Annotated in this window: 19 protein-coding genes; 16 read left to right on the forward strand and 3 right to left on the reverse strand. The window is 43.7% G+C overall.

The genetic code is table 11. The annotated features are described in order from the left end of the window. Nucleotides 1-6: 6 nt before the first annotated feature. Genes FNH22_RS06715 through FNH22_RS06735 form a run of 5 tightly spaced genes read left to right on the forward strand, consistent with a single transcriptional unit; the run spans nt 7 to nt 7,174 of the window. Complete coding sequence (locus FNH22_RS06715; protein ID WP_143397570.1) at nt 7-3,579, forward strand: TonB-dependent receptor domain-containing protein; 3,573 nt, start codon at nt 7-9, stop codon at nt 3,577-3,579. 60 nt (nt 3,580-3,639) lie between these two features. Next, complete coding sequence (locus FNH22_RS06720) at nt 3,640-4,884, forward strand: hypothetical protein (RefSeq protein ID WP_143397571.1); 1,245 nt, start codon at nt 3,640-3,642, stop codon at nt 4,882-4,884. A gap of 23 nt (nt 4,885-4,907) precedes the next feature. Then, nucleotides 4,908-5,237 carry a hypothetical protein gene (locus FNH22_RS06725; protein ID WP_143397572.1) on the forward strand — a complete coding sequence of 110 codons (330 nt, stop codon included), beginning with the start codon at nt 4,908-4,910 and terminating at the stop codon, nt 5,235-5,237. Then, a complete protein-coding gene (locus tag FNH22_RS06730) occupies nt 5,227-5,502 on the forward strand; it encodes a hypothetical protein (protein WP_143397573.1) in 276 nt (91 codons plus the stop codon). The genes FNH22_RS06725 and FNH22_RS06730 overlap by 11 nt, the downstream gene beginning before the upstream one ends. Nucleotides 5,503-5,515: 13 nt before the next feature. Continuing rightward, nucleotides 5,516-7,174 (forward strand): PepSY domain-containing protein, encoded by a 1,659-nt coding sequence (locus FNH22_RS06735; RefSeq protein WP_143397574.1) that lies wholly within the window; start codon nt 5,516-5,518, stop codon nt 7,172-7,174. Between the two features lie 359 nt (nt 7,175-7,533). Here FNH22_RS06735 and FNH22_RS06740 read toward each other — a convergent pair whose 3' ends face one another. Next, entirely contained in the window at nt 7,534-7,998 is a 465-nt protein-coding gene (locus FNH22_RS06740; protein WP_143397575.1) for an SRPBCC domain-containing protein, read from the reverse strand. Nucleotides 7,999-8,087: 89 nt separating this feature from the next. Here FNH22_RS06740 and FNH22_RS06745 point away from each other — a divergent pair, with 89 nt between their 5' ends. The 3 genes from FNH22_RS06745 (at nt 8,088) to FNH22_RS06755 (ending at nt 11,478) form a co-directional block, all read left to right on the forward strand. Next, nucleotides 8,088-8,513 (forward strand): helix-turn-helix domain-containing protein, encoded by a 426-nt coding sequence (locus tag FNH22_RS06745; protein ID WP_143397576.1) that lies wholly within the window; start codon nt 8,088-8,090, stop codon nt 8,511-8,513. Between the two features lie 112 nt (nt 8,514-8,625). Beyond that, a complete protein-coding gene (locus FNH22_RS06750; protein WP_255518001.1) occupies nt 8,626-9,138 on the forward strand; it encodes an AraC family transcriptional regulator in 513 nt (170 codons plus the stop codon). 87 nt (nt 9,139-9,225) lie between these two features. Further along, entirely contained in the window at nt 9,226-11,478 is a 2,253-nt protein-coding gene (locus tag FNH22_RS06755; protein WP_143397578.1) for a heavy metal translocating P-type ATPase, read from the forward strand. Between the two features lie 33 nt (nt 11,479-11,511). Here the strand turns inward: FNH22_RS06755 and FNH22_RS06760 are convergent, their stop codons facing one another. Together FNH22_RS06760 and FNH22_RS06765 are read right to left on the reverse strand one after the other, a co-directional pair. Beyond that, nucleotides 11,512-12,498: a PAS domain S-box protein gene (locus FNH22_RS06760; protein ID WP_143397579.1), complete on the reverse strand. Its 987-nt coding sequence runs from the start codon at nt 12,496-12,498 to the stop codon at nt 11,512-11,514. 455 nt (nt 12,499-12,953) lie between these two features. Next, on the reverse strand, nt 12,954-13,589 hold the full coding sequence (locus FNH22_RS06765; RefSeq protein ID WP_143397580.1) for a GntR family transcriptional regulator: 636 nt from the start codon (nt 13,587-13,589) through the stop codon (nt 12,954-12,956). Between the two features lie 183 nt (nt 13,590-13,772). On the opposite strand from FNH22_RS06765, the gene FNH22_RS06770 reads away from it, so the two are divergent. The 8 genes from FNH22_RS06770 to FNH22_RS32365 all read left to right on the forward strand — a co-directional run bounded on the left by FNH22_RS06770 (nt 13,773) and on the right by FNH22_RS32365 (nt 25,279). Beyond that, a complete protein-coding gene (locus tag FNH22_RS06770) occupies nt 13,773-14,777 on the forward strand; it encodes an isocitrate/isopropylmalate dehydrogenase family protein (RefSeq protein ID WP_221420227.1) in 1,005 nt (334 codons plus the stop codon). A gap of 24 nt (nt 14,778-14,801) precedes the next feature. After that, the gene (locus tag FNH22_RS06775) at nt 14,802-15,458 is read left to right on the forward strand and encodes a cyclase family protein (RefSeq protein WP_143397581.1); all 657 of its coding nucleotides are present in this window, start codon (nt 14,802-14,804) and stop codon (nt 15,456-15,458) included. A 3-nt stretch (nt 15,459-15,461) separates the two neighbouring features. Next, nucleotides 15,462-16,868 carry a four-carbon acid sugar kinase family protein gene (locus FNH22_RS06780; protein ID WP_143397582.1) on the forward strand — a complete coding sequence of 469 codons (1,407 nt, stop codon included), beginning with the start codon at nt 15,462-15,464 and terminating at the stop codon, nt 16,866-16,868. Beyond that, nucleotides 16,861-17,781 (forward strand): MFS transporter, encoded by a 921-nt coding sequence (locus FNH22_RS06785; protein WP_221420228.1) that lies wholly within the window; start codon nt 16,861-16,863, stop codon nt 17,779-17,781. The genes FNH22_RS06780 and FNH22_RS06785 overlap by 8 nt, the downstream gene beginning before the upstream one ends. Further along, entirely contained in the window at nt 17,757-18,125 is a 369-nt protein-coding gene (locus FNH22_RS32360) for a hypothetical protein (RefSeq protein ID WP_221420229.1), read from the forward strand. The genes FNH22_RS06785 and FNH22_RS32360 overlap by 25 nt, the downstream gene beginning before the upstream one ends. After that, nucleotides 18,125-19,147, forward strand: coding sequence for a Gfo/Idh/MocA family protein (locus FNH22_RS06790; protein ID WP_143397583.1), 1,023 nt, complete (start codon nt 18,125-18,127; stop codon nt 19,145-19,147). The genes FNH22_RS32360 and FNH22_RS06790 overlap by 1 nt, the downstream gene beginning before the upstream one ends. A 420-nt stretch (nt 19,148-19,567) precedes the next feature. Then, a complete protein-coding gene (locus tag FNH22_RS06795; RefSeq protein ID WP_143397584.1) occupies nt 19,568-21,193 on the forward strand; it encodes a carbohydrate-binding protein in 1,626 nt (541 codons plus the stop codon). Nucleotides 21,194-21,355: 162 nt separating this feature from the next. Next, nucleotides 21,356-25,279, forward strand: coding sequence for an Ig-like domain-containing protein (locus FNH22_RS32365; RefSeq protein WP_221420230.1), 3,924 nt, complete (start codon nt 21,356-21,358; stop codon nt 25,277-25,279). The last annotated feature ends 149 nt before the right edge of the window (nt 25,280-25,428 follow it).

The raw sequence follows: 25,428 nt of genomic DNA on the forward strand, positions 1-25,428 counted from the left end.
TTGGGGATGACAAAAAAGAGTCGACTAAAACGTATTGCCGGAACAGTGCACCTGTATCTCGGATTAGCCTCCGGAGTGGTTGTATTTGTTATTGCCATTACCGGATGCTGTTGGGTATTCCAGGAAGAGATCCTTCATCTGACAGAAGGTGAAAGAACCATATTAAAAGAAGACAGGGCTTTCATCTCTCCCGGCAAAGCGAAAGAACTGGCACAGGAAGTATTCCCTGACAGGCATATTCATGGGACCGTCTATGGTCATGAAACCGACGCTCTTGAAGTAATATTTTATCAGGCCGAACCTGAATTTTATCAATCTGTTTTTCTGAACCCCTACAATGGAGCATTTATGGGTGTCAAAGACCACCGGTCCGGTTTTTTCGGGTTTGTTTTGGACGGTCATTTGAATCTATGGCTACCTAAAGCGATAGGCTCACAGATCACCGCCTATGCCACAATGCTTTTTGTCGTTATGCTCGTCACAGGTATCATCTTATGGTGGCCAAAAAACAAAAAAACCCGTAAGCAGAGGTTCAAATTCGATTGGAGATCTACTACGAAATGGAGACGAAAAAACTTTGACCTCCACTCTGTCACCGGGTTTTATGTAGCTGTATTTGCGTTAGTCCTGGCGTTTTCAGGGCTGATCATGGCCTTTGACTGGATCTATTTCGTTACCTATAAAAGTTGGGGCGGAGATAAAGCCCCGCAGTTCATCATACCTGACAACACGGCTCTTACCGACCTTAACGAATCTAAAGATGCTATTCGGCCAATAGATAAACTGCTTCCACTTTTAGCTCTTAAACATCCTGACTACAAAAGCTTTGAGGTCCACTACCCGGCATCAGACTCCTCTTCCATCTATGTCGAGGTGTCTTATCAGAAAGGTGTATACTACAGTTCTGACTACTTATTTTACGATCAAAATACACTGGAAGAAATTGAAACGCCCGGCATCTATGGGGAATATAAAAATGCGACACTTGCTGATAAAGTGATCCGCATGAATTATGATATCCATGTGGGGGCGATTGGTGGTATTTTTGGTAAGATACTGGCCTTTATCATCAGCCTGGTCACTGCTTCATTACCCGTCACAGGCTTTTTACTTTGGTGGGGACGCAGGTATAAGAAGCGTAGTAAGCGTGATGTCTATCGACCTGAGATGTCTCCGGATAATCAAAAGGCAAAAACAGTGCTGGGGCTTTCTATAAAGCAATTTTTTACGATCATTTTTTTACTGGTCAGTGGAACCAGTGTCTCAGCCGCTGACCTGAAGGGTTCAATAATAGATGAGAAGGGAAATGGCGTCCCCGGGGCTACCATCCGTCTTTTAAACACAGATTACGGGGCCGCAGCTGATGTCCGGGGCAATTTTGTTCTGGTAGGTATACCGGAAGGTTCATATACGCTGGAATTGTCTGCAGTAGGGTTTGAAACACAGCAAAATCAGATAAAGGTCAATAATAATAAGCTAATAGCACTAAATTTTATACTGAAGGAAGAAGTGGCCACTTTGTCAGAGGTGGTTATCCGGGGAAAGTCAGAAAGTCAGGAGTTATCTGAGCTACCCTTACAGGTGGCGTCTATAGACCTCAAAAAGCTACAGGTTGAATCCGCAGGTATAGTATCCATCTTAGACCGGTCATCCGGAGTACGGGTAAGGCAGTCTGGTGGCCTTGGAAGTGATATCAATGTTCAATTGAACGGATTAACTGGCCGTGCCGTACGCCAGTATTACGACGGCATACCCCTGGAGCTTTTAGGAGGTAGTGTCCAACTGAACAACCTGCCGGTCAATTCCGTCGACCGAATTGACATTTATAAAGGAGTGATGCCTATTGATATAGGAACCGATGCACTGGCCGGAGGCATCAATGTAGTTCCCAAAAAAGCGTTTTCCAGCTACCTGGATGCGTCTTATGAAATAGCTTCTTTTAACACACACATTGCTACATTCAGCGGCGTCAAGGTCTTTGATAATGGTGTACACGTTGGGTTGAGTGGTTTTTTCAACTATTCGGACAATAACTATGAAATGAATGTGCGAAACCTGATCCCTGAACAGTCGAGAGAAGAAGAAATAACAGTAGAACGGTTCCATAACGCCCATCAATCTTCTCAACTGCAGGTCCAGTTAGGATTGAAGGATAAAAACTGGGCAGATGAACTGACCCTTTACACAGGATTCAATCAACGTACAGACGAGATCCAACATGGTATTCGGGTAGCTAGTATACCGGCTGGTGAAGCTGCAAGCTCGAACCGGTCATTATTTCAAAGTGTACGATACAAAAAAAGCTTTCTGAACGATGCCTTACGCATAGACTATTTCGGCAATCTCAATTTTACATTCACTAATATCGACGACAGCACCACCAATCTTTACAATTGGAGGGGAGAGATCAACCCAAATATTTCTTTAAATGGCGGTTCGGAGATACTTTCGAACCCTTCGCTAAGGGAGGGTGAAAATCTATCCACCACGCACCGGCTTACCGTTACTTATCCTTTTTCTTATCACCATACATTGAAACTCAGTAATTTCTACGCACATCAAAAAATAGAGGGTGAAGATCCTATTGGCATTCGCATCACCGAAGATAACATTGACCCCAATACGGTACCTTCTCTTCTTAACAAGAATATCCTGGGACTATCTTATGAGTCTACCTGGCTAAATGAGAAAATCTCAACCCTGGTGTATGGTAAATTTTATTATTATGATAACCAGTCCATCCAATTTAATCAGCGGCGAGGGTTGACCGTTTTTGAGTCCACAGTCAGTGGTAATGATTATGGATACGGAGCTGGGTTCAAATACAATCTAACACCTGATCTATTTTTAAGGGCCAGTTACGAACGCGCGATCCGGATCCCGGATGAATTCGAGATATTCGGGAATTTTGTCACCATAGCCCCAAATTTTAACCTGGAACCTGAGCAAAGTAACAACCTCAATATCGGAGGATATTACAAGCTGAATTTTGATGCTTACCGCATGGTTTCCATTGATTTGAGTTGGTTTCTCCGAGATCAGTCCAATCTTGTGCGCTTACAGGCCGGCCGTAATGAAAACGATCCCAGCTTCTTCATAAATGAAGATGAAGTGGATGCTAAGGGGGTGGAGTTGACCATTAAAGCAAAGCCTCATCGTAACCTGCTTTTGGATGCTAACCTGACCTACCAGGATATTGTAATAGCCGGTGATAAAAATGCCACGAATACCAACGGAGTTGGAAATCCGGTACCCAATATTCCAACGTTTTTCTTCAACTTTTCCACCAGGTATTCATTTAATACACCTTGGAAGTCAGGTCATCGTATCACCGTTTTCGGTTATTATGCTTTCGTTAAGGAGTTCAGCCTTATTTTGGAAGGCGGTACTACTAATTCAGATAACGCCATCCCTCAGCAACAGCAATTAGATGCCGGGCTTACCTATGCATTGACGAATACTCCATGGTCTTTTTCAGGACAAGTGAACAACCTCACCGACAATGAGGTCTTCGACAATTTCCGAATCCCCAAACCGGGAAGGAATCTACATTTTAAAATCAGATATCTTTTACACTAGTATAATCATCCTATAGAAATGACTCAATCCAGCATTCCTTTACTCTATTTTAAAAATCAGATGAGGCTGATCATTGTCTTAATGGCAGGTTTATCCATTATTTTAACAGGTTGTAGCGACGATGACGCTTCAGAAAACCCTTCTGAAACGCGATTAAAAACAGGTTTTGTAGTGCTGGCAGGTACTTCTGATGACGGGTACTTTGTGAAATACTACGAAGAGCTACCAACAGGCACAATAGACATTACGCAAGGTACAGCCTTTCAATCTTTCTTTCCTGTATCCGTAAGTGACGGAGCCATGTTTATGACCAGAACGGACGGGTCCAGAGGTTTCTCAAAAATTGCCGTCAACGGTAACGGGGAATTCGTAGAAGAAGGTTTTATTCCAACCATTAACGATGAATCTTTCTCCATGGCCATTAGAGATAGAAATTTTGGTATGTTCCATGATCGGAATGATCCCAATACTGCATCTATTTTTGACCCCGCCACCATGCAGGTAATCACCACGGTGGATCTGAGCGAAAACGGAGCAGGTTTCCCACTTCGATACCAAAAATTCATATTCCGAAATCAGGATGAGGTTTTCGTCGTCGCACGAGGCGAAGAAGGTGAGACCTTACCCAGCGTACCTCTTTTTCGTGTTGATCTGCAATCCAATGCACTGGCAAACAAATTAGAACTCTCTTTTGAGACCGATGAATTAGTGGTTTTTAACCGGTTCGGTCAGCGCTACATGGACGAATCAGGCAACCTGTATTTTTATCATGGTGGAAATCTCAGCGTTCCCAATATTTCCGGTGCCATCGTAAAAATACCGGCTGGATCAACAGAATATGACCCGGAATACAACTTCCAGGTGCCGCTAAAAGTTAACCCTACCAACCTGGGGGCTTTTCTTACCACATTTTATTATCACAGGAATGATATCGGTTACGCTTTGATCAATGCGGAACTCGACAGCAGAATTGCAGAGTTGGTTACGCAAAGAGGGGGATTTCAAGGGTTATCAAACGAAGACACTGAACAAATTATCGCATGGCTTTTTTCCGCCCCCACAGGCGCCTGGGTAAAAGTGGATCTGGCAGCGCAGACGGTTACTTCCATCAACGGACTTCCGGCCCTTTCTCCTTTCGACCCCTCCAACATGGCCTTTCTGAATAACGAGCCCTACTTCGCTATTTCAAACCCGGACATCAATGCATTTTACAGTTATGATGCGGCTTCCAACAATGCCGAATTGGTCTTCAACGTAACCGGAGCGCCTTTGGTTAGTGTATTTGACTTATCCATAGATGAATAGAACAGTATAAATTCTTTTAGACCATGGCATTCATTATCACATTTATGGCCTGTTTTCTTCTTTACGGAACCTCTAAATACTTCCCGGAAAGTCTTCAGTCAATGGGTGGCCCTTTAAGAAAAAACAAAAAGGGCACACTGGTAGTCGCTCTGCTTTTCCTGGGATCGTCCATGGGATTATTCGTCAAGCTTTATAATGATGCACCTACCGGCCTCCTGGTTTGGGCTGTAGTACTTATGATGACTATGAGCGCTTTGTTATTATCCATCAAGCTGCATCGTTACTGGCTCTTTTTCTGGGGCCTGCTTATGGTGGGAATGACCATTTATGAATTTGTATACTATGCCGGCTAAATCAAAATACCTCTCAGACACCTGGACACGTGTCTCCAAGGTGACCGCTGCGATATTGGGCAGTTACATCGCTACTATGCTCATGCACATTGCTACAGCTACACTGGTGACCAATAACGCACCGGTCATCTTAACCACTTCCTACAGTGCTTTCCTGATTTGGATCGCATTCATGGTGCTGGCCTTTTTTATAAAAAAGGCATGGCATGTCTGGTGCCTTTTCGGTTCGGTCATTATCGTTTGTTCACTGATCATTTTCAGCTAATTATCTGCCCATTATGAAACTTAAAGGATTAGGAAACCGAGCATATAACGTACTGTTCCATACCCATACCGTAGCAGGAATTGTCATCAGTTTTGCACTTTTTGTGATCTTCTACGCCGGAGCATTTGCACTGTTCAGACATGAGATCTACCAATGGGAGAACCCAAATGCCAGGGTACAGCAAAGAGGGGAACTCAATTATGAAAAGGCCCTGGAAGAAGTCGATAAGGCCTATGGATTGGATTGGCACGCAGTTACAAATATTATTTTCCCGGAAGATAAAAATCCCTTTTTGCTTGTTTACGGGGAGTTCCATGATACGGATAGTACTACAGAGCGTATGGCTGCTTATGTGGAGCCAGGAACGTACAGAGTACAAGATATTAAGAAACCCCCTACCACATTAGGAGAAACGATATATCACTTGCATTACTTCAGGCAAATTCCCGTCATAGGGCTCTATTTGTCAGGTTTAGTTGCCCTGTTTTTCCTTTTTGCCAGCGTTACCGGAATCCTGATCCACTGGAAAAACCTGCTGACAAAGTTTTACGCCTTTTTGGTAGAAGGTAAATGGAAGCAGATCTGGACGAACGCACATACTGTATTAGGAGTCATCGGACTTCCTTTTCAAATGATGTATGCTATCACAGGAGCTTTTTTCGGGCTCCTGACCTTAATACTTTTACCCAGTGTATTGTTTTTATTTGAAGGCGACTCCTCCAAAGTCTTTAATATAATAAGGCCTGAAAATGGCGTTGAGTTGAATCATGATGCCAAACCAGCGAAAAACATCACCTTAAGTGTCCTGAAAAAACAGATCGAACAAGCTTACCCTGGTTATCACGCTTCAAGAGCTGTGGTTAGAAATTACGGATTAGAGGATGCATTGATTACCTGGAAAATAGAAGATGGTAAGGGAGTTACTTCCAGAGGAAGTATCGCAATGTACATGTCGGACGGTGTCCCAATAGATGAAATAAGCTTCTCTCCCACGCAAAAGAACTACAACTTTGGCGTCATCGAAATGATCAGCAAACTGCATTTTGGTGAGTTTGGAGGATTTCCTGTCAAAGTGGTTTATTTCATTTTATCTATGATCACGTGCTTTATGATCTTAAGCGGCGTATTGATCTGGCGTACTGCCAGGGATAATGACAAATACACGCAAAAACAACGAGCGTTCCATCATCGCGTGACGAAAGTTTACCTCGCCATTTGCCTTAGCCTGTTTCCGGCTATGGCCGTCATTTTCATCGCCAACAAACTGGTCCCTATGGACCTGGAAGGTCGTACTTCTTTAGTAAACGCGGTATTCTTTTCGAGCTGGTTAATACTTCTGGTTATCGGTTGTTTTTGGAATAGCTATGCAAAACAAAATAGAAACTACCTGGTAATTGGCGGGATATTGTCTTTACTGGTGCCACTGGCTAACGGCGTAATGACCGGAGATTGGTTTTGGGCGACTTTACAACGTTTCCCAAATGTGGCGAGTGTAGATATAAGTTGGTTGCTTACAGGCTTAATAGCTCTGATGGTTTCATTCAGGTTCTTAAAATTACCGGGGGAACATATGGCGAATATGACAGAAAATGTAAAGCAAGCCACTATTAAGGAACCGGAAGCAATCGTTGAGCCGGTGATGGCCATGGATACCGGTTTTAAAAAAGATTAAAACTGCTGAATTTCACACTATTTTCGCTATTGGCAGTAGAAAAGTTTGTTCCGCGAATAGCAACTGCCATACCTTGTGTCCTAGGATTGAAACCAGCAATGGCAGGTACCACCGAACTCCGGAGTATCTCTCATCATAACAGTGCAAAGGCCTGATCCGCTAAAATGTAGCCCTAAAAAAAAGGTCAAATGTATTGACATCCGCATACTTAAAAAGTGACCAGGTGAGGCCATTTAGCAGGCCGAATGAGATGAGGAAAACTTCCTAATGCAAGCTTCAGCAAAAAACGAAGGCTGCCTAAAACCGCAGCAACCTTTTTGTTGAATTCATTTCCATACTACCTAACAGTGGAAAATGAGCTACATTTCTCCAGGCTTTCCTTCACCCTTTTCAAGATAGTTTTTAAGGCTATCTGCGATGTAAAAATCCCAGGCGTTAGCACAAACACCATAACAAACACCACTTGGTACTAATCCCTGATGCAAAAGCCTGACTTCTGTGCCATTTTCATTTTCATAAATTTCCCAATACAACTTACTTCCCAGCCATTCCTTGTCTATACCTGCTATATGATGATCCTGATGCGACTCTACGCATTCCCACGTGACTGTTTGTGGTACAACAAGATCGACTATGTTAAATTTCCAATAAGAGCCTTCTCCAAAAGAGATCTTAAAAATATCACCAGGCTCAACAGCCGGTTGGTCTACCTTCCCCCACCAGTGATCAATTCCTCTCGTCAATGCATCGAAAACCTCCTGCTTGCCAGTATTTATAGTTACCCATTTTTGGTAATCCGTTGCAGTTTCCATTGGTTTGTTCATAGAAATAATAATTAAGTGATTGCAAAATAAAACTGGTTGTAATTATATTTATTTTGATTTTATTTTGCAACTGGTTTTGAGAATACTTTATGGGTAAAGCAAAAAAATATCGATCTAACTGCCTTCAATACCTGGCGCTGGATGTATTTGGGGATAAATGGACGCTCCTCATTATCAGGGACATGATCATTGAGGGTAAAAAGTATTTTAGAGAATTTCTAAAGTCAAAAGAAAAAATTGCCTCAAACATTCTGGCCAGTCGCTTACAGGCGATGGAAGAAGAAGGTATCATTCATAAGAAAAACGATCCCCAACATAAACAAAAGATCATTTACCTGCTTACGGAAAAGGGCATTGACCTATTCCCGATATTGATGGAAAATGCGCGTTGGAGCATGAAATACCAACCCGTAGACCGGGAGGACGCCAAGAAGGCCCAGGCGATTCTTGACGGTGGGCCTGAAGCTATTCAGGCTATAATGGAAAAACTTAAAAAGGAGCATTTGACAGAATAGCATAATCCTGTCACTTAAATGAATCAATAAGGCCATCAGGTCGTTACAATAAGACGTGAGCGCTAACACCTTACACATAAAAAATATGGTCTGTCCCCGTTGTATCGAAACAGTGGAGAACATATTCAATGCATTAAATATTAAGACCGCAACCATCAAACTAGGCGAGGTCCATTCGCTGGTACCCCTCACGGAAGACCAAAAAAAGCAGCTTGAAAAACAGCTGTCTTCCAAAGGGTTCGAACTGTTGCAAGACCAAAAATCAAAACTTATAGCTCAAATAAAAGCATTGATCATTGACCAGGTACATCATAATAATAGCCCTTTAAACACTAATTTTTCAGCACTAATAGCAGATTCCCTGCACCAGGAGTACTCTTCATTAAGCCGATTGTTTTCTGCCATTGAAGGTATCACCATAGAACGTTACATCCTCAAACAAAAAGTAGAAAAGGTAAAAGAGCTTCTTTTTTACAATGAATTGACTTTAGCCGAGATTGCCTTCCGGACAGGATACAGTAGTGTAGCACACTTGTCTGCACAATTCAAACGTGAAACCGGCATGACAGTAACTGCTTTTAAAAAGCTCAGAAAGCCAGGACACCAGGCCCTGGACGGTATATAATCAAAATCTTATAACGCTTTTTCCGAATCATATAACAGCTTTACGTTTGCCTTTCAGAACTTAGTACTGTTCTAAAAAAGGTACCTTATGGAAACTACGGAAACGCCAAACCCTGTATTACAACATCCTGATAACGTCTTGGAAAAAAGATCTTTCCCGGTTATCGGGATGAGTTGTGCCGGATGTGCATTAGGTGTGGAGTCTGTTCTTAATAACACCGATGGAGTGTCAAAAGCCAATGTGAATTTAGCCGACCATTCGGTTTTAGTAGAATATGATCCGACCGTTCCACCTAATGTACTTCAGCAGGCATTACAATCTGCCGGGTATGACTTAATTGTAGATGTGGAAGCCCCATCAGAAGTACAACAAGAACTTCAGCAACAGCATTACCAACGGGCCAAACAACGCACTGTTTGGTCGGCCCTACTGACGCTTCCGGTATTCATACTAGGCATGTTTTTCATGGACTGGGTACCCGGGCGGTGGCTCTCTCTTGTCCTGACCTTTCCCATTTTGAGTTGGTTTGGCAGAAGTTTCTTTATCAATGCTTTTAAACAAGCCAGGCATGGAAAAGCCAATATGGATACACTGGTAGCACTAAGTACAGGTATCGCTTTTATCTTCAGTGTGTTCAATACAATTTTTCCTGATTTTTGGCATGTTAGGGGCTTGTCTCCTCATGTTTATTATGAGGCGGCTGCCGTGATCATTACCTTCATTTCGCTCGGTAAACTGCTGGAAGAAAAAGCCAAGTCCAATACCTCTACCGCCTTAAAAAAGCTGATGGGGCTGCAACCTAAAACCCTCCGGATCATCAGAAACGGAATGGAAGCTGAGATCCCGACTACATCGGTACAGGTTGGGAATACCATTGTAGTAAAGCCAGGAGAAAAGATACCTGTAGATGGTAAAGTAGCTGAAGGCCATTCTTTCGTGGATGAAAGTATGATCACCGGGGAGCCTGTACCGGTTGAAAAAACCAAAGGTGAACAAGTTTTTGCAGGTACTATCAACCAAAAAGGGAGTTTTCGCTTCATTGCCGAAAAAGTAGGTAGTGCTACCTTGTTATCACAGATCATCAAAATGGTACAGGAAGCGCAAGGCAGTAAAGCCCCGGTACAAAAGTTGGTGGATAAAATTGCAGCAGTTTTTGTACCTGCCGTCATGGCGCTATCGATCATTACCTTTATCACCTGGATCATGGTAGGAGGTGACAACGCATTCACACATGCATTACTCACCTCGGTAGCTGTCCTGGTCATTGCCTGTCCCTGTGCATTGGGTTTAGCTACACCTACCGCTATTATGGTCGGAATTGGCAAAGGAGCTGAAAGCAACCTGCTGATCAAAGATGCCGAAAGCCTGGAGTCAGGCTATAAAACCAATGCCGTAGTATTAGATAAAACAGGAACCATAACACGAGGAAAGCCTACAGTGACTGACATGTTCTGGACAGAGAAAAATGAAAAATACGAGCAACTTCTGCTTTCTATTGAATTACAATCTGAACATCCGCTGGCAGACGCGGTAGTACAAAAGCTAAAAGAATTGAAAGTAAAACCGATCAGTGTTACGGATTTCCAGAGTATAACAGGGAAAGGTGCTACAGCAAGATCGGCAGATGGTGAGGTATTTTATGTAGGAAGCCAAAAGTTACTGTCAGACCGTTCTATCTCTATTCCGGACGAAGTCAATGCCAAATCCAATGAACTCCGCCTTAAAGCTAAAACGGTGATCTATTTTACCAATTCAACAAGCGTCTTAGCCGTACTTGCCATCGCAGACGATGTAAAGGCCGGCTCCGGACAGGCAATAGCTACATTGCAGCATAATGGCATAGAGGTCTATATGCTCACAGGAGATAATCCACAAACAGCTGAAGCTGTTGCCCGGCAAGTAGGTATCAGGCATTTCAAAGCGGAAGTATTACCCGGCGACAAAGCCGAATTTGTGAAAGAACTGCAATCACAAGGAAAGGTAGTAGCGATGGTTGGTGATGGCATCAATGATTCCCAGGCACTTGCACAGGCAGACGTAAGTATAGCCATGGGCAAAGGGTCTGACATTGCAATGGATGTAGCTAAGATCACCCTGACCACATCCGATCTTCAAGCTATCCCAAAAGTCTTGAAATTATCAAGGAAAACCGTTTTGGGCATTCGTCAAAACCTGTTTTGGGCGTTTATCTATAATGTATTAGGTATTCCTTTAGCGGCAGGTGTGTTGTATCCGGTCAATGGTTTTCTTTTAGACCCGATGATTGCAGCTGCGGCCATGGCCTTAAGTTCTGTTTCGGTAGTTACGAATAGCTTAAGACTCAAATTGATCAAGCTCTGATCTCATGTGTAAGTGTAAGCCAGGTCGTTTTTATCAGGAAGCCAGGTGAGCCATGTGTACGGTATTATTAATAGCTTTCTCAAGTTTTTCTACACTGATCACAAGCTTTTGATAAACTTCATTGTTGTGCTCGCCCAACTCTGTACCGTCCAGTAGTTGCATAAGTCCCTGTATACTGGCAACCGGCCCCCTGATTTGATGAGAATAAATATCCGCTATGCCATACAATACTTGTTTTTGTTCACGTTCCTGTTGCTCAGCTCTTTTAATGGTATCGATATCAATCACCTGAAAGGATAAAGATTGGATACTTCCTTTATCATTAAGGATAGGGTGATACTCCATGCGCAGCCATTGCATTTTAGCGCCTAAATCCACTTCTTTTTCAATCATAACAGGCTGCTGAGACAGCCATGCTTTATCAAAGTATTTGCTGAATGTTTTTTCCATCAACTCAGTAGGCCATTGAATTCGCTGCCCCTTGATCAAAGGGCATTGACATATTTCATGCATCAATTGGTTGGCCATATTGTTAAACTGTAACACTTCATACTTGGCGGAGAACATCACATGACTGACAGTAGTATGGTCAAAAACCGCTCTAAGTTGATTTTTGATTTCTTCTGACTCAGCACGTAATTTCATTTGTTGGGTGAGGTCCGTTTGCAATGACAAAAAAGATTTCAACTCTCCATTCTCGTCATATAAAGGGGTAATCTCTACCAATGCCCAGTACTTTTTACCGTCTTTGGTGAAATTTTCTATCAATTCCTTAACAGGTTCCGGTACTTTCAATGCCTCACGAATTCTTTTCAAAGACGGTTGGTTCTTCAGATGGTTTTGAAGAAAGGATGGTTTGCGACCTTTACAATCCTGTAAAGTATAGCCCGTAACATCCGTAAAGGCTTTATTCACCCAGATGATCTTTTGCTGAGGGTCTGTCAGGATCGCCATATTGGTAGTACCATTGGCAATAACAACATTCAGTTCTTCGGCAGTGAGTAATTCATTATCTATCATTCCTTATCAACTTAAAAACTATCTATACAGTTTAAGCCATCTATAACTTTACCGGCAAAACCTTAATTCTCCACACTCCATTGACTATTTCGCTTAAATACATGATACACAACAGCTTAATGACACTCATATAGGTCACCTAATTACCTATACTTCGGAGTACTTAGGGTATACCAGATACATCAAAATTGATTTTCTAAACATAATAACATATCTCAAGATCATTTAGTCTATGATCTCACAGATTGAATTATGTATTGCTTGTATATACTTAAGTAAGGCCTGCCTGTAACCGGCTCAAAACCAATCAATTTAGAACGTAGCAAATCCTATTTCATGTAAACATGACTGATCCTGTAACACAGTTACTTTTCGCCTGAAAGTTTTATCCTATTTGAAGATTGGCACCGGGCAACCTGCCAGATAAAATATTGGTCCGGATAAGACAGTTAAGTTTATCCCACAGATTCTTTACGCCTCTTCAATGCAGCTACTGATTTCTCAATATGTTCCTTCATTAGCGTTTCTGCTAACGGACCATTTTTCTCAGCTAAAGCATCTATAATGGCAAGGTGCTCACCCATGGTATCTTTAGGAGGTCTTAATAACCCCGCCTGATAAGCTTTCAAATGGATATTGCTCAATACTTCCAATCGCAAGATCGCAGCATTTTGACTCCACTGCATGATGTAATTGTGAAAAGCACGATCTGCTTCGGCATATACTTCTGCCCCTACTCTTTTTTTACCTATGAAGGGTTCAAAGATAGCTTTCAGTTTTTGGATCTGCTCTGTTGTAATTCGGAAGGCCGCCAGCCGGGCCGAAAGCCCTTCGAGGACCGCACGGCACTGAAATACGTCGATAATTTCTTTCAGAGTCATCTCTTTAACAAACATTCCCCGACGCGGAATTTTTTCTATTAATAGCTCACTCTCAAGTTTTTCCAGGGCCTTTAACAAGGGGCTGCGACTGATGCCCAACTCAGCCGACAGTTTTTCCTGTACCAGTTTTTGCCCGGGTAGGAGTTGCTGATCGAATATCATCTGCTTAATTTTCAGATACACCCGATCTACTAATTCTAAGTGTTTCACGCCCCAATATAACTATACCATTAAAATCTACATAATTAAATATTTTTTGTATTTTGAATTCAAAATACAGTTAGTAATTTTAATGCATCACTTAACATCAAACACTAAGCCCGATAGGGCATTCAATTAATGAGAACATACAAGATCGCAGTAGTAAATGGTGATGGGATCGGGCACTAGATCGTGCCCGCCGGATTAAAGGTACTGCAGGCAGCTGCTCAAAAATATGGTTTTGGGCTGGAAACAGAAGTATTCCCCTGGGGTGCAGGTTACTATAAGGAACATGGTGATTTTATGCCGGAAAATGGATTGGAAATATTAAAGGCATTCGATGGTATTTATTTCGGAGCAGTAGGCCTTTCAGATGTAGACGATACCCTTCCTGCCATGCTTTACACGTTCAAGGTAAGAACTTCATTCAAACAATACATAAATTACCGGCCGGTAAAGTTACTACCTGGTATGGACAGCCCTTTGCGCTATAAAAGTCACAAAGACATTGATTTTGTAGTGCTCCGGGAAAATAATGAAGGTGAATTTGTTCAGAATGGAAAAATCCTTCACGCTGATGAACCTTTTGGACTGGCAACCGATACGAGTGTATTTACACGGGCAGGCATAGAACGAATAGCCCATTATGCCTTCAAACTAGCACAGAAACGTCGTAAAAAGGTCACCAATGTTACTAAATCCAATACGTTGATCAATACCCTGGCGTATTGGGACAAAGTAATTGCAGAAGTGGCAGATCAATACCCGGAGGTGTCTTACGACAAAATGTATGTAGACAATGCTTCAGCCAGTTTTGTATTGCGCCCCGAAGTCTTTGACGTGATCATTACTACCAACATGATAGGTGATATTCTGAGCGACCTGGGAGGAGCAATTATGGGAAGTCTCGGGCTTGGGCCAAGTGGAAACATTAATCCTGAAAAAGAATTTCCCTCTATGTTTGAACCTATTCACGGTTCTGCCCCGTATATTGCCGGACAAAATACAGCAAACCCGGTAGGACAAATATGGTCTGGTGCGTTGATGCTGGAGCATTTAGGAGAAGACGAGGCCGCCCAAGCCATTGTGTCCGGAATAGAGGCCATCACGGGCAAAGGAATATTTACCGTAGACCTCGGTGGAACCGCCAGAACTGATGAAATTGCTGATGCTATCATTGCACAAACGTTAAGCTGACAACTTCTTTTAATCCAGGTCATCATGCCAAAACTGATAGATTTAACGCTTACATACCGGGAGGGCATGAGAGGAGTCCGTTTTGAGACGGCCAGGACAATAGAAAAAGATGGTTGGAATGCTAAAACGCTACATATCTATTCTCATGCAGGCACACACATGGATGCGCCAATGCATTTTAATGTCAATGATAAAACTATTGACAAAATGCCGTTGGAAAACTGTATGGGTAACGCCAGGGTAGTAAACCTGGAAGGTATCCCACCTAAAACCCTGATCACCGTAAAGGATTTAAAAGAAAAGGCAGATCATGTCCAACCCGGCGACAGTCTGATCTTACATACTGGCTGGAGTCATTACCTAAATTCCGATCTCTATCGTGATGGTCTGCCTCGAATCAGTGATGAATTGGCACATTGGTGTTGTGAAAAAAAGATCAAAATGCTCGGCGTAGAACCTCCTTCGGTAGCTGATGTCAATAATATACAGGAGGTCACACGTATCCACAAGTTATTGCTTGAAGGTGGTGTTACCATTATAGAAGGGCTCTGTAACCTGGATGAACTTGTTGAAGAAAAGGTTTTGCTCGTGGCACTTCCATTGAAGATCTTTGACGGAGATGGTGCGCCGGCACGGGTCATCGCCATTGAAGGGGCTGACTCAATACCATCAGGCAGCTAGATAATGGAGAAGGTATTAAAAGAAAAGCTTTTCGCCACTTTACCTAACGAAACTTCGTTGGAATTACTGCCTGAGATCCAACAGGAGTTAACCAGTCTTAATGCTTCCATTATTGTATTGGATGATTACCCCACAGGGACGCAAACGGTCTATGATGTACCCGTACTTACCACATGGGATACCGTCGACATTCAGGCTGAATTAAGTCATAAAACACCCCTTTTCTATGTATTGACCAATTCCCGGAGTTTACCTGCCCAACAAGCCATTCAACTCGCCCAAGAAATAGGAGCTAACATTTCGCAAGCTGCCAAAGCCACTGCAAGAAACATCCTGATAATCAGCCGTGGAGACTCCACCCTAAGAGGGCATTATCCGGAGGAAGTCTTTGCGCTGGAAGGTCCCTTAGGACTGGAAGGGGCCGTCCATGTCCTGGTCCCGGCCTTTTGGGAAGGTGGACGCTATACTATTAATGATGTTCACTATGTGGAAGAGAAAGACCATTTGATCCCGGCATCCCATACCCCTTTCGCACGAGACGCAGCTTTTGGCTATAAAAACGCCGACCTGAAATGCTGGATAGAAGAGAAAACAGCCGGAAAAATCAAAAGTGACGAGGTAGTATCTATATCGTTAACGGACATAAGGGATGCAGGATGGCCCATCGTTCTGGACAAACTTTTGAATTGCCAGGCCAATGGGGTTTGTGTGGTAAACGCTACCAACCGTCAAGACCTTGACATAGTGGTCCTGACATTATTAAAGGCCCTCCAAAAGGGGAAAAAACTACTTTTGAGGACGGCTGCTTCCATTGTTCCTGCATTGGCAGGCCTGGTGCAAAAGCCGTTACTCGATCATGAGCAGCTGGGCACAAAAGGGAAAGGTGGGCTCACCGTTATTGGCTCATATGTCCCCAAAAGCTCTGCCCAGCTGAAATACCTGGAAGACCATCTACCCCTTGACTACCTTGAAGTACAGGTATCGCATCTGTTAGGGGACCTGAGAGAACAGGAAGTCAGCAATATTACGCAACGGGCCAACCAACTGTTAAAAGAAAACAGGCATGTGGTCATCTACACCAGCCGGCAATTAGTGGCGGGCAGTAATGATGTTACCAGCTTAAATATCGGGCAAAAGGTCTCGGAAAGCCTGGTGGAAATCGTGAAAAGGATCAACACTCCTCCGGCTTACATTTTAGCTAAAGGAGGCATCACTTCCAATGACATTGCCACGGAAGCTTTGGGTATAAAAAGAGCCTGGGTCAAAGGGCAGGTTTTAGCAGGTGTTCCGGTCTGGGAGTTGGGAGCTGAAAGCAACTATCAAGGTATTCCCTATATCGTTTTCCCAGGTAATGTTGGTGGAGAAGACGCACTTTATCAAGTCATTCAAAAACTCACCTCCTATGAATAAGACGATCATTCCTATACGTTACCTGGTGGTACTCGGCACATTCCTGCTTTCCTTATTACTCTATATCGATCGTGTGTGTATTTCAGTGGCTAAAGAACCCATTCAGGGGAGCTTATCACTCACGGAAACTCAAATGGGATGGGTACTTTCTATTTTTGCTTTAGGATATGCGCTTTTTCAAACGCCTTCAGGCATAATGGCTGATCGTTTCGGCCCAAGGGTCGTTTTGTCGTCTATCGTGACCATTTGGTCCGTATTCACCGCTTTGACCGGTGTTGCATGGAATTTCATCACTTTACTGATCACCAGGTTGTTTTTTGGGGCCGGGGAAGCAGGCGCATTTCCGAGTATGGCACGCGCTATTTTTAACTGGATCCCATTAGCAGAACGAGGTCTGGTGACCGGTATCAATTTCTCCGGCTCCCGGCTAGGTGCGGCTTTCGCATTACCATTGGTGGCCTGGATGATCAATGACCTGGGATGGAGAAATAGTTTTTACCTCCTGGGAGCTATAGGGCTGGTGTGGGCATTGATATGGTATTTCGTATTCCGGGATTCTCCTGACCAGCAACCTTTAATGCCCGCCGAAGAGAGAGATTACATTTTACAAAACCGCCAAAAGAATGAAGGCACCAGGGAAAAGGTTAAGCTAAAATTGGGAATTATGCTACGCTCAAAAAACATGCAACTCGCTATGTTGCAATATTTTTGTAGCAACTTCACTTTTTTCTTTGCACTTACGTGGCTATTTCCTCACGTGAAGGAAACCTATCATTTAAATGCCGTGGAAGCTGGTTTCTATACCTCAGCTCCCCTGATCTTTGGCGCTATTGGCAACTGGTTTTCAGGTTGGCTGGTGGACTTCTTATACAAAAAGGGAATTGGAACATGTCCCGCAGCGTCCCGGCCATGATTGGTTTCAGCCTTGCCGCTATTGGCTTGATAGGTAGTGTTTTTATGGACGATGTCACCGGAGCTATTATTTTTCTGAGTATAGCTATTTTCGGAGCAGATATGTCACTGGCACCTTCCTGGGCGGTTTGTGTGGATATTGGAAAACAAAATGCAGGCGCTGTGTCCGGCACCATGAATATGGCCGGGAATATAGGGTCATTTCTTACCGGGTTGGCTTTCCCCTATCTCAAGGCATGGAGTGGCTCCATTCTCCCCTTCTTTTTTGTAGGCGCCGGATTAAATGTACTGGCCATCATTTTATGGAAATATATTAAGGCTAATAAATCTTTAGAGGAATATTAATGAGAACGTTAAAGGGAGTTGTGATCGGAGCGGGATATTTTAGCCGGTTTCATTACCAGGCATGGCAGGATATACCAGGCGTTTCTATCACCGCTTTGTCTGACCTGGACCCAACAAGGTACCGGCATGTCGCTGACCAATTCAAAATACCACAAGCATACTCAGACTACAAGGAAATGTTAGTCAAGGAAAAGCCAGACTTTGTCGATGTAGTCACTCCACCTGACTCTCATTTAGAGATTTGCAAAGCCGCCTGTGATCTGGGTATACCGATCATTTGTCAAAAACCATTGGCATCCACTTTTCTTGAGGCTCAAATATTAATAGAATACACCCGAAAAAAAGGGGTTCCATTTATGGTGCATGAAAACTTTCGTTTTCAGCCCTGGTACCGTGAAATCAAAAAGCTGTTAGACAACGATGCCATTGGTGAATTGAATCACCTTCATTTTCGCATGCGGACAGGAGATGGATGGCCGGAAGACGCTTATCTCAGCCGTCAACCTTATTTCCGTGGTATGGAGCGATTTCTGGTCCATGAAACCGGCATACATTTCATTGACACTTTCCGTTATCTGGCCGGAGAAGTAGATTGGGTATTTGCACAGTTGCGCAAGCTCAACCCTTCCATTGCAGGAGAAGATTGGGGGATGCTACATTTCCAGTTTAAAGGAGGGAGTACCGGACTGTATGACGCTAATCGCTACAATGAACCTAATTATGATAATCCTCGCTACACCTTTGGGGAAATGGTGCTGGAAGGTACCAAGGGCAGCATTCGTTTGTATAATATGGGTAAACTGACCATTCAAAAACTGGGAGAAAAAGAAATTCCGCATCGCTACTTCCACGAAAACAAAGGATTCGCCGGTAACTGCGTTTACTTTACTCAAAAGCATTTTATAGATAGCCTGTATTCAGGCAATGTGTTTGAAACAAACGGTCAGGCTTATCTGAAAAATCTTGCCATCCAGGAAGCAGTGTATCAGTCTTCCGAGGAAAAAAAAGTGGTGAAAATCTAATACTAATTACATATGCCTTCTGAGTAGGTTATTTTAGCATGGGTTGATCACTGTTATTTATAACAGGCTCCACACCGGCATTATGGATAATACAAATGATCAGGTTATAACATACCTGTATCTTTCCCAAGAAACCGTAAGAATTCCCTGGCGGATTGGCTTTTGACCCATTTATCAGCTTTCAGCTACCCACGTCCGGTGTGTATCAGACAGGACGGATATCACTTACCAGAAGCACCGGAACAACCATTCACTCCATTCTATTCGAAACCATCATGGAAATGCACCTGTACATACTCCTCACTCCGGGAAAAATGTTGTTCAGCGACGAAACAATACCATTGTGATAAAAAAAATGTCAATCTCTCATTTTTAAAATAAATTCAGAACGTATTACAACTAATTTTAAAATCCTCTATTATGAACTATTCTTATAAGAAAACCAGAGATTGTCTATGGTTGCTTTTAACACTCTTTGTATTCCTTTCCTGCCAGGAACAAGTGTTGGACAGTATACAGGAGGATGCCAGTAGCACAGTTCCTTCATTTGTACCGGGTGAGGCTGCCGCCAGTAGCCTAGGTGCAGTGGTCAATAATACTGACCCTATTGTATTAGGATACTTCCCTTCCTGGTCAGAGTCGTGGACCACTACCGGGCAGGGTTCCAAGTTAAGGGACATTCCTGAACATGTAAATTATGTTTTCCTGGCTTTTGCAAGACCAAATCTCACCTATACCAAGGGATCGTTTAACATTGTAGGTACTGGCATACAGACTCCATACGATGGTAATACACTCAAAGAATCTGTGGCTGCATTGAAATCCAAAGGGGTCAATGTAATACTGTCCATTGGTGGTGAAACATACTGGGGATCCAATAGTGCTTATAACATCAACTATCAGCAAATCAAAGACCTGGTAGATGATATGGGATTTGCAGGCATAGACTGGGATTTCGAGCCAAACGGATCTTTTGCCAATATTGGTGATCCGATAAATGTTAACCGCTTTATTGATTTTTTCAATCAATCCAGGGCTATTATGCCTAAAGGTCAATACATCCTGGCATGTGCTCCGGCGGGAGTTGGGGCTTTGGGAGGTATCAACAATGACGATCCGGCTTCACCTTTTTCGCATGCCAGAAGAAATATTGTAACCGGTGAGTCAGATGCCAATTTATTCAACGGTACAACGCCTAATGCCGGAATAAGTTTATTTGGGTTTTCTTCCACCGGGCATATGATACCGGTGATGAAAGCCGTGGGTAATAAAATTGATTTAATTGCTTTTCAAGGTTATAACACCGGCGCAGCTACAAATCGAAAAATAATGTATGATGGTTATCGTTACTATGCGGACCAATATGGTTTTGCTATAGCGGCAGGAACTCACTATCCTAATGAGCCGTGGGGCCCTTATTACACCTACACGCATCAAAATGTAGGCGAACTATCCGCACACATTGCTTCAAAGAACTCCAATGACGGTATTATGATCTGGCAACTGCTGTTAGGCAACGGTTCTTCCTCTGCCTACGGATACCTGCATGTAGCAAGCCAGGTACTAAATGGCACCAGCGTGGCTGCGGCAGTAGCCAATGCTGAGAACTACCCGGAAAGTCCATACACCGGAGGAGGAGACGGAGGCGGAGATGGTGGCAATGGCGGTGGCTGTGACGGCGCTCCTGAATGGAATGCCACAACAGCTTATACCGGGGGTCAGCAGGTGGCTTACCAGGGGTCATTGTACAAGGCCAAATGGTGGACCCAAAACAATATTCCATCACAAAGTACTGGTTCGGGACAGCCCTGGGAGTTGATAGGTCCGTGTGATGGATCCGGTGGCGGTGATGGTGGTGACGGCGGCGATGGAGGTGGATCAGGGACCAACTGTGACGCACCTGCATGGCAGCCTTACCCTACGGTCTACAATACGAACGACCAGGTGGCTTATAATGGTTTTATTTATGAAGCACAGACCGGACCACTTTGGATTGAACCGGGATCAGGAGAACATTGGTGGAAAAACCTCGGTAGCTGCAATTAAGCAATAAATTTTCGGGTTTATACCTAAAAATCCGACCTGTCCTAAACCCTGTAGATTAAGTGGTATCAGCATTTCAATAAGGTAAATCCTCTTGAAAAGTATAATGATACCACTCATCTACTTTGCATTCTATTTTCTTTTTTTTCATATAAATTATTGACAATGAATATTTTATATCAAAGTATTATCAGATCAACTCACCATAAAAAGTTCTTATGGCTCGTATTGATCTTTTGCTTTCATAGTCTTTCTCTAATCGGTCAGACCAACACGAGTTTACCTGAAAGGGTGATCGTCGGGTATTGGCACAATTTTGATAATGGGTCTGGGTTTATCAGACCGGAAAATGTGTCTCCAAAGTTTGATGTGGTACATATCGCTTTTGCCGAACCGGTTTCCGGCAGTACTTCATTGATCGATTTTACGCCGGACCCCGCCAATATCACCGACGCGGATTTCAGAGCAGGCATCAAAACACTTCAAGACAGAGGTCAGGAAGTTATTATCTCTATTGGAGGGGCCAATGGACTTGTCCGGTTGAATACCATTGCAGAAAGGGATGAATTTATCACTTCCATGATCTCCATCATTGAAGACTATGGGTTTGATGGAATGGATATTGATTTTGAAGGGCAGTCCCTTTCACTGGATTTTGGTGACGACGACTTTCGAAATCCTACGACCCCTGTTATTGTCAATCTGATCAATGCCATCAATGCAGTTACAGGTCATTTTGGCAGTGATTTCATCCTTACCATGGCGCCTGAAACATTTTTTGTTCAGGTGGGGTACAGTTTTTATGGCGGAATCTCTGCCGGAGCAGATCGAAGAACCGGGGCTTATTTACCGGTGATCCATGCCTTAAGGGATAAACTGACGTTTTTACAAGTGCAGTATTACAATTCAGGATCCGTGACTGCATTGGATAATCAAGCTTATGCGATGGGTAATGCTAACTTCTACGTGGCATTGGTAGATATGATCCTGAAAGGTTTTCCGGTGGCCAGGGATAATTCCAAATTCTTTCCTCCACTCAGGCAAGACCAGGTACTGATCGGTTTACCTGCCAATGTGAATGCCGGTGGAGGGTTTGCTCCTCCTGCTGAAGTTCAAAAAGCGCTGGACTATCTGATCAAAGGAATACCTTTTGGAGGTAGTTACTCACTTTCTCAGTCTTATCCTGACCTAAGGGGGCTAATGACCTGGTCGATCAACTGGGATGCTTTTAACAATTTCGAATTCTCAAACACACACAGGGCCTACCTGGACGCTCTGGGAAGTGGAACGAATACCGTAGTGACCATTACAAGCCCTGTCAATAACAGTAGTTTTTCTGAAGGAGATAATATCAATATTACTGCCAGTGTATCAGGGAGCAGTACTATTACCCAGGTGCATTTTTTCGTGGACGGCACGAGCATTGGTGTTGATACCACCAGCCCATACAGTACCATTTGGAACTCAGCCACTCTTGGAGGCCATAGCATTACGGCCAGGGCCACTGATTCAGAAGGAGTAACTACCAATACATTGAATGCTATACAGATATTAGTAGAAACAGCAGGAAGCGGAGGGTGTAACGGCATCGCTACCTACGAACCGTTCCCTGCCATTTATAATCTGGGGGACATCGTCCAGTTTGAAGGGAACAAATATGAAAGTCAATCTAATAATCTGTTTAATGTAACACCCGGAACCGCCGACCATTGGTGGAAACCCCTGGGACCATGCGGCACCACTCCGACCAACGAGGCCCCAGAGGTGACCATTACCGGCCCTGTGAATAATAGTTCTTTCACTGCAGGCGCTACTATCACGATCAACGCTAATGCAACAGATGACGTGAGTGTTTCCCAGGTAGAGTTTTTCGCGAGTGGGAATAGCATAGGTGTAGATAGTTCCAGTCCGTTCAATGTAACCTGGAGTACTGCTACCACCGGGAATTATGCACTCACTGCTACTGCCACTGACAACGCGGGGGCTACGGGAACTTCATCTCCGGTACAAATCACCATCATTGCTGATAATAACAATATCTCTCCTACTGCCAGCATCACTTCCCCTGCGGCCGGATCAACTTTCGATCAGGGGACGACCATTTCCATTACAGCAAATGCCTCAGACGACGACGGCTCGGTCAGCCAGGTAGAATTTTTTGCGAGTGACGCCAGTATCGGTGTGGACACTTCTGACCCTTACAGTATTGCCTGGAGCGGAGCGCCTGTGGGTACTTCTTCACTTACCGCTGTGGCAACAGATAATGAGGGAGCTACGGGAACTTCAACAAGTATTTCGATCACAGTGGAAACTGTCAGCACTGGTGGATGCAATGGAATTCCTGCCTATGAACCCTTTCCTGCAATATACAATGCCGGTGATATCGTTCAATACCAGGCCGTACGTTATGAAAGTCTTGCAAACAATCTGTTCAATGTTACACCCGGCACAGCCGATCACTGGTGGAAGCCTTTAGGGCCTTGTATTGATATTCCGGTCAATGAAGATCCCGAAGTTGCCATTACTAGTCCGGCAAACAACAGTACTTTCACCGTTGGTAACAGCATCAATATTACAGCAAATGCCACAGATGATAAAGGAGTAGCTCAGGTAGAGTTTTTTGTAGACGGTATAAGTATTGGAGTAGATACGTCAAGTCCGTACAGCGCTACCTGGAACTCAACCGCCGGCAGTCATAACCTAACGGCTACAGCTACTGATAATGAAGGCGTAACAAGTACATCAAGTATAGTAAGGATCTCAGATGGTACGGTACAACCACCTTCTGACCTTGCCAAACATATCATGGTAGGCTATTGGCACAATTTCGATAACGGTGCTGCCGTATTAGAACTCGGTCAGGTTTCTACGGACTGGGATGTGGTAAATATCGCCTTTGCTGAACCAGCAACTTTTGGTGGCGCTGATATGGCCTTTTTCCCTAGCAGCGACGTAACAAGTGATGCTAAATTCAGACAGGACGTACGGCTCCTCCAGAGTAGAGGGCAAAAAGTCCTGATCTCAATGGGTGGGGCTAATGGAAGGATCGAATTGCTGACACCTCAGGATGCTCAGACCTTCTCAAATGCCATGATCAACATTATTGAGACGTATGGTTTTGATGGTATGGATATTGACCTTGAAGGAACCTCGTTAGGTTTGTCTTCGGGAGATAACGACTTCAGAAACCCCACTTCACCGAAAATCGTCAATTTCATAGCCGGCACTCAAGCTGTACTCAATCATTTTGGCCCTGATTTTATTTTAACTGCTGCACCGGAAACTGCCTTCGTGCAAGGTGGGAACAGTGTTTATGCAGGGGCCTTTGGCGCTTACCTACCTGTGATTTATCATTTCAGAAATGACCTGGACTATATACATGTACAGGACTATAATTCCGGGTGTATGCTTGGCCTGGATGGGATCTGCTACTCCCAGGGTACGGCAGATTTTCATGTGGCTATGACAGAAATGCTGCTACAAGGGTTTCCTGTAGCGGGTCATTCCGTAAATTTTCCGGCGCTAAAGCAAGAACAGGTAGCTTTCGGTGTACCGGCTTCGCCACAAGCGGCTGGCGGAGGGTATACAAATCCACAAGATATACAGAAAGCGCTCGATTATCTTATTAAAGGAACCTCTTTTGGCGGTAATTACAGCCTGGTCAACTCAAATGGCTATCCAAATTTAAGAGGTTTAATGACCTGGTCAATCAACTGGGATGTGTTCAGTGGGTTTGGTTTTTCCACACCACACAGAGCTTATTTAGATGCGTTGGACCAACCAGCCGTTGCCAGGATGATGTCAGCATCGATGGAAGAAGTGGTCGTTACGGATGAAGTTGTGAAGGCCCTCCCTAATCCATTTAGAGAGAACGTAACTTTTACATTCAGCTTGCCTGAAAAACATGTGGCCACATTGGTCGTCATGGACCCGTCAGGCCGGGAGATAAAGCAGATTTTTACTAACAAGCTGTTGGAACCAGGCGCTCATGAAGTAACGTGGGATGCTACTGATACACCCTCCGGGTTATATTTCTATAGATTATCCACACCAGATGACGTTTTGACCTATCGGTTGATCAAACATTAACACTTGCATAAATGAAAATTAAATGGGTAGCCTCCACAAGAGAGCTACCCTTATTTTATTCCCAAAATAAGAAATGTGTCGGCTAAGATTCATCCATGAACCTATAAGATTCAGATCCAGGACCGATAGTCAATAAAGGCCTCATTAAT

The organism is Fulvivirga sp. M361 (assembly GCF_007097395.1).
GTDB lineage: Bacteria > Bacteroidota > Bacteroidia > Cytophagales > Cyclobacteriaceae > Fulvivirga.

Coding starts and splice junctions, on each gene's coding strand:
- FNH22_RS06715 (WP_143397570.1), top strand. CDS start 7: ATGACAAAAAAGAGTCGACTAAAACGTATTGCCGGAACAGTGCACCTG.
- FNH22_RS06720 (WP_143397571.1), top strand. CDS start 3,640: ATGAGGCTGATCATTGTCTTAATGGCAGGTTTATCCATTATTTTAACA.
- FNH22_RS06725 (WP_143397572.1), top strand. CDS start 4,908: ATGGCATTCATTATCACATTTATGGCCTGTTTTCTTCTTTACGGAACC.
- FNH22_RS06730 (WP_143397573.1), top strand. CDS start 5,227: ATGCCGGCTAAATCAAAATACCTCTCAGACACCTGGACACGTGTCTCC.
- FNH22_RS06735 (WP_143397574.1), top strand. CDS start 5,516: ATGAAACTTAAAGGATTAGGAAACCGAGCATATAACGTACTGTTCCAT.
- FNH22_RS06740 (WP_143397575.1), bottom strand. CDS start 7,998: ATGAACAAACCAATGGAAACTGCAACGGATTACCAAAAATGGGTAACT.
- FNH22_RS06745 (WP_143397576.1), top strand. CDS start 8,088: ATGGGTAAAGCAAAAAAATATCGATCTAACTGCCTTCAATACCTGGCG.
- FNH22_RS06755 (WP_143397578.1), top strand. CDS start 9,226: ATGGAAACTACGGAAACGCCAAACCCTGTATTACAACATCCTGATAAC.
- FNH22_RS06760 (WP_143397579.1), bottom strand. CDS start 12,498: ATGATAGATAATGAATTACTCACTGCCGAAGAACTGAATGTTGTTATT.
- FNH22_RS06775 (WP_143397581.1), top strand. CDS start 14,802: ATGCCAAAACTGATAGATTTAACGCTTACATACCGGGAGGGCATGAGA.
- FNH22_RS06780 (WP_143397582.1), top strand. CDS start 15,462: ATGGAGAAGGTATTAAAAGAAAAGCTTTTCGCCACTTTACCTAACGAA.
- FNH22_RS06785 (WP_221420228.1), top strand. CDS start 16,861: ATGAATAAGACGATCATTCCTATACGTTACCTGGTGGTACTCGGCACA.
- FNH22_RS32360 (WP_221420229.1), top strand. CDS start 17,757: ATGTCCCGCAGCGTCCCGGCCATGATTGGTTTCAGCCTTGCCGCTATT.
- FNH22_RS06790 (WP_143397583.1), top strand. CDS start 18,125: ATGAGAACGTTAAAGGGAGTTGTGATCGGAGCGGGATATTTTAGCCGG.
- FNH22_RS06795 (WP_143397584.1), top strand. CDS start 19,568: ATGAACTATTCTTATAAGAAAACCAGAGATTGTCTATGGTTGCTTTTA.
- FNH22_RS32365 (WP_221420230.1), top strand. CDS start 21,356: ATGAATATTTTATATCAAAGTATTATCAGATCAACTCACCATAAAAAG.